This is a genomic window from Streptomyces sp. NPDC017676, assembly GCF_044329325.1.
Taxonomy (GTDB): domain Bacteria; phylum Actinomycetota; class Actinomycetes; order Streptomycetales; family Streptomycetaceae; genus Streptomyces.
The window spans coordinates 1-8226 of the sequence record NZ_JBIRJA010000047.1; the positions used below are offsets into that span (position 1 = coordinate 1).

The window sequence follows — 8226 nt, forward strand, 5'->3', positions numbered from 1 at the left end:
CGAGTACGAACGTGACTGGTGGCGACAACAGCAAGCCACCCCACAGTCCGCCTGAAACAAGATCACCGGACTCTACGAAACTCGGGGCAGCTCAGAGGAGGCCGTCCGCCGAATCCAGGACAGCCTTGCGCGGATCGCTGCGGGGTAATCCGGCCCGTGCTCAGGGCCGCGGTCCGGGCCGGGGCAAGGCCAAGGTGACGGCCCTGACCTCGATGATGATCAGTCCCGCTGGGCGTCTCGGGATGCCGGCCGTCCGCTTTCTGCGGGAGCTTCGGCGGGCCATTCGCCTGCGCACCAGGATGATCGCGGCCCTGATGAGCGATTCCGAGTGCTGGATGAGCCTCGCATCGCCGAGCGGGCAGGTGGTGTGGTTCCAGCCCGCCTTCGCGGCCGGCGTGTGCGGGGACCAGGTGTAGCGCGCCGGGCCGTGCCGCACCGTCCAGCCGGACCTGCGGCTTTTTTCGGGTAGTCCACCCGCAGCGAGGGCACGGCCCGTTGCCACGGCCGCCCGTGCAGCCCTGTCCAGCACACCGCCACACCGTCGGGAGGGGCGAGGCTCGGTGCAGATCGGCGTACGGAAAGTCCCCCGAGGAAGCGAGGCCGTCAGGGCTCCGGCGGTTGCGCAGGCGCCTGCGCAACCGCCGCCGATGGCCGGCGGGCAGAGCCGTGACGTCCGGCGCCCTGAGCGAAGAACAGCGACAGGATCAGTATGTCGTCGATGTTGGTGACGGCGAACAGCCCGGCGGCCCACCCCACGATGCCCAGGTTCACGAGTGGGTGCCCTCTCTTTGGGCGCGAGTGGCCGGGCGACGCTACCGGGAGCCCGAGCCGTGCTCGCTGGGGTTTGAGACCCCTGCGCGCTCGAAGATGGCAGGGAAGGCTCGGGCATCCATATCCCGAAGCGGCCCGGAGAGTACGCGGGAAAGTGCGCGCCTCATGACGTCAAGGCATACCGCGGTCTCTTGGTCGTCCACCGCGACAATGCCCTGTCAGGCGCCGACTGCCGCGGCGTGCTCGTCGACGAGGGCTCGCACCCAGCCGAGGAACGCCTGGACCTGCGGACCGGGCAGGGTCAGCGCGGCTGCGCGAGGACGTTCGAAGCTGCGGACCGCGGCCTCGATCAGCGGACGGAAGTCCTCCTGCGTGGCGGCGACTTGTCTGGCCGCGTCGCGTTTGGCGAACCAGCGCCCGGTGCGGCAGTAGACCACGGAGCGGCAGCCGTTGAGGACCCGGTTGTCGGCGAGATGCCCCTCACCGTCGCCGTGCTCGCGCACCGAGGCCCGGATCGCGGTGTACAGGTCCGTCGGCCGGGGGGGCCGCGATCACCTCCGATGCGGGTGGCCCGTACAGCGCAATCCCGTCCTGATGGGCCACGGAACGGTCGATGACGTACCAGAACGACGGTCCCCCGGCCGTGTCGAAGGCGGTCCGGCCCGGCAGCTGAGCGCCAGTGTTGAGATCCAGCAGGTAGCCGGCCTCCCCGGACGGGACACGGGCGAAGTCCGCCGCGTAGACGACCAGTTCCAGCCCCGCCGCCGGGCACGGCAGCCGCCGGTGATCGAGAGCGTCGGCCAGTTCCCGCAGGGCCGCGGCCCCAGGCGGGCCCTCTACGACGACCGTGACGTCGATGTCACTGCGGCCATGCCGGTAGTCGCCGAGCGCGAGGGAACCGACCGCGACCACTCCGGTCAGCCGGGAGTCGCACACCCCGCGCGTGCGGCGTACGAGCTCGGTCAGGTAGGGCCGCACCTCGGCGGGAACGGCATGAAACAGCTCGGTCTCGGCGCCCATACTGGCAGTATGGAGCATCGCCGAGATCAACTCGAAGCGGCCGGTGTCGGGGCCGGTAGGAGCACGGTGGTTCCCCGAACGCGGTGGCATGACAGCGCGGCGATCGCCGCGGCCAGCGGCAGCTCCCTCGGCGGGCGCAAACCTGGGGCCGTCGGCGAGGGCCAGTGCTCCACGGCGGCGGCCACTCAGCGGCCCGGCTCCACAGTCAGTGGGGGCTCACACCCCGATCCCCGCTCTCCTCATGCTGCCTGCCTGCCTGCCTGCCAGCTAGCGCCTGTCGGAAAACTCGCCCCGCCGTCCCGGCCGACAAGACCGCCGACGTACGCGCCGCGTACCTGGAGGGCCGCTCCATCGCCGCCTTGCGCGCGACCACGGCGTCAGCCGCGGCGCAATCCGCACGGCCGTCGCCGACCTCATGCCCGACCGTACTGTCGCTGAGGTAGACGCCACGGACCTGGAGTTGCTGGTCACCCTCGGTATGCCTGGCAAGGTCGCCGAGTTCCTCCGCGCCGCGGAACTGGAGCTTGCAGAGCGGGCCGCACTCGACGAGGGGTGGTCGTGCGGCGCGGCCAGGGGTAACACCCTGCGTGTCACCGCGGTCCCGGCCGTGCACCGCCGGCTCCTCGCCCGGCAGGACCTCGTCCTGGATGAGGCCGGGATCGAGGACCCGGTCGTCTTCGAGGAGGACCCGGGCACCTCCAGCCGCCTCCACACGCCGAACAGCGGACCGAGCTGCCGCAACGTCAGATTGGTTCGCCAGCAGGCCGTGACCAGCAACACCCGGTCCTCCAGCGGCAGGCTCCACGGCCGGCCTCGGTGGACCACATCTGCTCCATCGCGCCGCAGCGTGGTCAGCAGTTTGCCGAAGCAGCGCGGGCTCAGCCCCCCGAACGCGGTTATCCAGGACGGCTCCGATGCCGTGATCACACTCGCCACATCATGATCATCACTCAGGCCGGCCCAATGCCCAGACGATGCCACAGTTACGCTGATCGGGGCAGTCCACAATGCGCAAGACCGGGGGAAACTGGGAACCGACCACTGTTGTTCCTCGACGTGGACGGGCCGCTCAACCCTTACGCGGCCAAGCCGGAGAGGCGTCCCCGCGGCTACGTCACACTCAAAGTCCCCCAGAACGACGCCCCTGAGGACGACAGGGGCCTCTCGACCCGACGACGTCCCCTACTGTCTGGCTCAACCCAGAGCACGGGCAAATCCTGCTCCAGCTCGGCTTCGAGCTGTGCTGGGCCACCACATGGATGGACGACGCCAACCGGTGGATCGCACCCGTGCTCGGCCTTCCGGAACTTCCCTTCGTCGACTTCGGCGACGTCCTGCTCCAGGAACGCCCTGATGGAGTCCACTGGAAGACCGGACCGCTGGTGAACTACGCCAATGGCCGTCCTTTCGCCTGGGTGGACGAACGAGCAGAGCGAGGTGGATCAGACCTACGTGACCGCCCACCATCAAGGTCCCGGGATCCTCCACCACGTCAACCCGCGGATCGGCCTACGGGAGAACGACTTCCACGCACTCGCTGACTATGCCCAGTCGCTGAACACCTCACGACCCACCGGCTGAGCACCTCACCAGCTCTTAAGGTTGCTCCGTACTCGGAGCCAAGATGTTTGCCGGACAGCCCTTACTGTAGGCCGTGTTCTGAAAGTGCCGTCCGTCTCCGCCCGGCAGCTCCGCCGGGCGGCCTCAGTCGCCTCCGCTGCCGACCCCATGTCCGGCGGTCCCCCTACCCCGTCCGCCACGGCCGCCTCTGCTTCATGTTGGCGGGCCGTTCCGGCCGGGTTGCCTCCACCGGGCGGCTGCATCCGGGCGTCGGGCCGTCTCCGTCGGCTGTCTCGCGCCGGGCCGCGGCGGCCTGTCGCCGTCACCCCGAGTTCCGCCCGTACTGTCGGTCACCCGCCGCTACTGGCTGCCACGGGCCGCCACGTCGCCCGTCGTCGGCTGTCGGCCGTGAGCCGTCGGGGCACCGGCTACCGGGCCGGGCGCCCGGCGGTCATGCGGTGCTGTGCCCGGAGGCCGCCCGTCGCCGTTAGATCCTCTGACACCTGGGAACGCCGCGTGGGCGGGGCCGCCGGCTGCGGTCCCACCCACGCGGTGCTGTCCCAGGTGACCTCCCGGGGGGTGACGTCAGCGCAGGCCGAAGGCCCGGGTGATCGTCTGCGAGACGGTGTTGCCCGCGCTGTCCCGGGCGCCGACCCGAAGGGTGACGAAGTCGGCGGACCGCGGCGCGCGCAGGTTCGTCTGCCATCCTTCGTCGCGCCGGCTCAGGTCGGTCCGCTGCCAGGTCGCACCGTCGTCGTACGACACCTCGACGGTCGGTTTCCCGATGGTGGTGGTGGTGCCTGGCAGGTGCGAGGCGGTCACTGTCAGGCCGGCGTGCCGGTCGGCACGGCCGGACTTGTCGGTGTCCACGCCGTAGTCGAGCTGGATGAGCGGCAGGGACACCGCCGCATCGCTGCCGGTGACCGCGGAGGTGAAGTTCCACTCGGTCAGCGTGTGCGTCGAGTACGGGTTGGCCCAGGTGCCGCGGTCGTTGTCGAGGACCAGCCGGTAGGGCAGGCGCTCGGCGCCGAGGCCGGGAACCTGAAGGTACTCGGCGTTGCCCCAGTCGAGCTGCTGGTCGCCCTGGTAGAGCGACATCCAGTCCTTGACGTCGAAGTTCGCGCCGGCCTCGCCGACGTGGCCGGACCCCGAGTCACCCCAGCCGGGCGCGGTGATGTACATGGTGTCGAGGTAGCGCACCGGCTGGTAGTTGATCGGCCCCATGCGGGGCCGCTGGATCGGGCCGAACCAGCTGACCTTGCCGGTCTTGCGCGCCGGGTAGGTCAGCGGCTCGATCGAGTGCTGCCCGGTCTCGCCCCGGATGAAGGCGTCGTCCAGCCACGTGGTGCCGGCGGTGACCCAGTCGGTGCGCTCGCCCTGGGCGGGCGCGGTGAGCTGGTTGCCGACGGCCCAGCCGCGCCAGACGTCCGGGCGGAACTCCATCGCCTTGCCCTGCCGGTAGTTCCGGAAGGAGACGTCCACCCGGCCGAGGTCCTTGGACTCCTCACGCCAGGTCGGGTCCGCCGGAACGGCACCCGTCCAGTGGTGCACGACGTCGTAGACGTAGTCGGTCGTGGGGTGCGAGGTGACCTTCAGTGAGACCGTGCCGTGCCGGAGTCGGCCGAGCAGGTCGGCGCCCTGGTCGGCGTTGAGCGTCGCCACCGTCACCGGGGCCGGGCTCTCCGGGCTCCAGGGGTTCTCGTCCCAGGGCTCCATGCGGCCGGCGCCGTCGTTGACGACCAGCAGCAGCCGGGCGCCGGCGGCCGCGGCGACCTCCGCCTGGGCCTTGATCCCTGCCGTGCCGGCGCCGCGCACCACGACGGCCTTGCCGCGCACGTTCTGCCGTGCGAGCTCCTCGGCCGTGCCGTCACCGGCGAAGACCGCCGTCAGGTTCCGGGTACCGGCGGGCAGCGGCGTGGCAGCGCGCTTGACCAGCGGGTCGTTGAAGGTCGTCGACTTCGTGCTCACAGTCAGCGCAGGCTGTTCGAGGCGGAAACGGGCGCCGGTCTCGAACTCGCCGTCGGTGACCTTCTTGTCGGTCGGGAGCGCCCAGATGCTGTCGTACGACGAGTCCGGCAACATCGACGTCTCCACCAGGCTGTCGGTGAAGGACCGGTGGGCATCCAGGCGCGGCGCGACGGCGGTGGTCTGCTGCGGCACGCGCGCCAGGATCCGGCGTGCCTTGCGGCCGTCCAGGGTGACGGTACGGTCCTGGTCCAGCTTCACGTCGTTGAAGGCGAGCAGCACCATGCCGCGTGAGTGCGGGCCTTCGGCGCCCTGCACGTCACCGGTGAGCCAGCCGCTGTAGCTGCCGACGGGCAGCCGCGCCGTGCCGGTGCCGGACGCGTCGAGGTCCATCACCGTGAAGAGGTGCTCGGCGGTCAGGACGACCCGGCCCTCCAGCGGCTTGCCCGAACGGCCCTTGGCCACCACGGTCAGATTCTGCCGCCGGCCCTCGCGGGCCGCGCCGATCAGGGTCCGGGCGCGGACCGTCCCGGCGCCGTCCGTACCGGTGATCATGGCGCTGACCGACTGGTCGCCCGCCAGCTTGTCCAGAGCCGCGGTCAGCGTGACCGCGGCGGTGCCGTGCGCGGGCACGGTGACATGGTCCGCAGAGAGGCTGAACAACCCGGCTGGGACGGTGCCGTCGACCGCCAGGCTGAGGCTGGCCGGGGCGTCGCCGACGTTGGTGTACGTCACCGTCTGGACGTCAGTCTCTCCGGGCTTCGGGGGCCACGTGTGGAAGCCGGAGTAGACGGTCGTGGTGGCGAAGACCGTGGTGTGCACGGCCGCCAGCGCGTCGAGCCGGCCGGCGCCCGCCTGGTACGGGGTGTACGCCGTGGTTGCCTTGGCGCTGCTGACCAGCGCCTCCTTGAGCTGGGTGCCCGTCCAGTCGGGGTGCTCGGAGGCGAGGAGCGCGGCGGCAGCGGCGACGTGCGGTGTCGCCATCGACGTGCCGCTCATCGTGGTGTAGTAGCCGGAGCCGCGCTTGTAGTGCGAGCGCGCCGCGACGATGTCGACGCCGGGCGCGGTGATCTCCGGCTTCAGCCCGCCGTCGCCGTCACGCGGGCCCTGGCTGGAGAAGTCGGCGAGCGTGTCGGTGGAGTCGACGGCGCCGACGGTCAGCGCGGAGTCCGCGGCACCGGGGCTGCTGATGGAGTGCGGGCCGCCGTTGCCCGCCGCGATCACGAACAACGCGCCCGTGTCGTGGCTGAGTTCGTCGACGGCCTGGCTCATCGGGTCAGTCTTGTCACCGCCGCCGCCCAGACTCATGCTGATGATCCTGGCCTTCTGGTCACGGGCGGCCCACTCCATGCCCGCGATGATCCAGGATTCCTGACCGCTGCCCTCGGAGTTGAGCACCTTGCCGACGGCCAGCCGGGCGCCGGAGGCGACACCCCTCTCCTTGCCGCCGGAGGCACTGCCCGTGCCGACGATGGTCGAGGCGACGTGCGTGCCGTGGCCGTTGTAGTCGGCGATGTCGTCCTCGCCGGGGACGAAGCTGGCGCTGTCGGACACCTGCCCGACCAGGTCCGGGTGTTCGGTGTCCGCGCCGCTGTCGAGCATCGCGACCTTCACGCCCTGGCCGGTGTCGCCCTCCGCCCATACCTTCTGCGCGCCGATCTGGGCGGTGGAGTCGGCCAGGTCGGCCTTTACCTTACCGTCGAGCCACACGTTGGCGACGCCGCCCGCGAAGGACGGCTTCGCGGACCGGGCCGCCGCGCCGGAACCCCCGGTGAGCGAGGACCAGAACTCCGGTGCCTGCTTGTGGTTCTGGGCGAGGGCCGCGCCCTGGATGCTGTCCAGGCGGCGGACGTCGGTCGAGCCGGCCATCTTCGTCCGGGTGCGGGCCTTGGCGGCAGCTCCGGTGTAGCGCACGATCAGCGGCAGCCGGGAGCTGTGCGCGTCGTCATAGCCCTCGGTGATCAGCCGCGTAACGTTGAAGAGCTGCTTGTCGAGTTTGCCGGCGCTCACGTACGGCAGGGCGGCGTCGGGGTAGACATAGGTGGCGCCGTCCACGACAACGCGGTGGAAGCCGGTGGTGGCTCCGCTCGCGGCCTGGAAGGAGCGCACGACGGTGCCGTCGGCGGCGGTCCCGATGGTGACCTTGTCACCCGTGATCAGGGTGACGGTGTGCGTGCCGGCATCGCCGGGGGTTCGGTGTCCGGCGTCCTTGTGCGACACCTCGCCGGCGGCGTACGCGGACACAGCGGCAGTCGCCGGTATGACGCCGAGTGTGAGCGCGACCGCCACGGCGAGGGCGATCGGCCCGGGCCGGGGGGTGGGAACTTTGGGCAAAGAAGACTCCTGAGACGCGGCGAAGAGCGAAAGATCACTGGATCCTGTGGCCTCCCTCGCCGTCGTTCAAGGGGTCGCACATGTCGCTCTTGCGCCGTGGCACAGTTGCGCCGCGAACAGGCGGCGTCGTCGGCCACCGCGCGTCCGGGGGACGGCGGCGGACCGCCCCATGAATTCGGCGTGAGGGACGGAGCAACGGGCCTGTGGGGCATCCCAGGTTGGCGGCTTGGCGCATACCCTCCGCCGGGGCGGACGCCAGGCGCGGCGGGCCCGCGCTCTCACGTCATCGACGGGTGATGGGCCTTCCCACGGGGGCCGACAGCCCCAGGTGGTCGTGGCGTCGCGCTGTGCCGTCAGGCTTCGAGGTCTCGGACGGCCTCCGCACGTTCGCACAGGGGTGCCGCCGTCTGGTTGCCGGGCCCGGCACCGTCCGGGGGGGGTGCCTCTGTGTTTTTCGTCAGGTGGGGTGTGGGGTTCTGGGTGAGCACCCGGATCGCTGGTACAGCTATCCACTCGTCGGATCGGACCATCGCCTTGAAGTGCAGCTCGCGCAGGCCGTGGGTGGCAGTGAGGTTT

4 protein-coding genes and 3 pseudogenes are annotated in these 8226 nt (G+C 70.8%); 1 reads left to right on the top strand and 6 read right to left on the bottom strand.

All coding sequences use genetic code 11. The features are described 5' to 3' along the window. Positions 1–651 precede the first annotated feature (651 nt). The 4 genes and pseudogenes from ACH4LD_RS42895 to ACH4LD_RS42910 form a co-directional block, all read right to left on the bottom strand. Positions 652–771 (bottom strand): annotated as a pseudogene (locus ACH4LD_RS42895) (cadmium transporter); the annotation flags it as partial. A gap of 218 nt (positions 772–989) precedes the next feature. Continuing rightward, positions 990–1274 carry an aminoglycoside adenylyltransferase domain-containing protein gene (locus ACH4LD_RS42900; protein WP_398059879.1) on the bottom strand — a complete coding sequence of 95 codons (285 nt, stop codon included), beginning with the start codon at positions 1272–1274 and terminating at the stop codon, positions 990–992. After that, positions 1252–1791 (bottom strand): nucleotidyltransferase domain-containing protein, encoded by a 540-nt coding sequence (locus tag ACH4LD_RS42905; RefSeq protein ID WP_398059881.1) that lies wholly within the window; start codon positions 1789–1791, stop codon positions 1252–1254. The genes ACH4LD_RS42900 and ACH4LD_RS42905 overlap by 23 nt, the downstream gene beginning before the upstream one ends. 711 nt (positions 1792–2502) lie before the next feature. Beyond that, positions 2503–2727, bottom strand: a pseudogene (locus ACH4LD_RS42910) (transposase family protein); the annotation flags it as partial. Between the two features lie 105 nt (positions 2728–2832). On the opposite strand from ACH4LD_RS42910, the pseudogene ACH4LD_RS42915 reads away from it, so the two are divergent. After that, a pseudogene (locus tag ACH4LD_RS42915) lies at positions 2833–3372 on the top strand (hypothetical protein). Between the two features lie 564 nt (positions 3373–3936). On the opposite strand, the gene ACH4LD_RS42920 reads toward ACH4LD_RS42915, so the two are convergent. Both ACH4LD_RS42920 and ACH4LD_RS42925 read right to left on the bottom strand, forming a co-directional pair. Then, the gene (locus ACH4LD_RS42920; RefSeq protein ID WP_398059883.1) at positions 3937–7650 is read right to left on the bottom strand and encodes a S8 family serine peptidase; all 3714 of its coding nucleotides are present in this window, start codon (positions 7648–7650) and stop codon (positions 3937–3939) included. A 353-nt stretch (positions 7651–8003) separates the two neighbouring features. After that, a partial coding sequence (locus ACH4LD_RS42925; protein WP_398059885.1) for a hypothetical protein occupies positions 8004–8226 on the bottom strand: 223 nt, incomplete at its 5' end.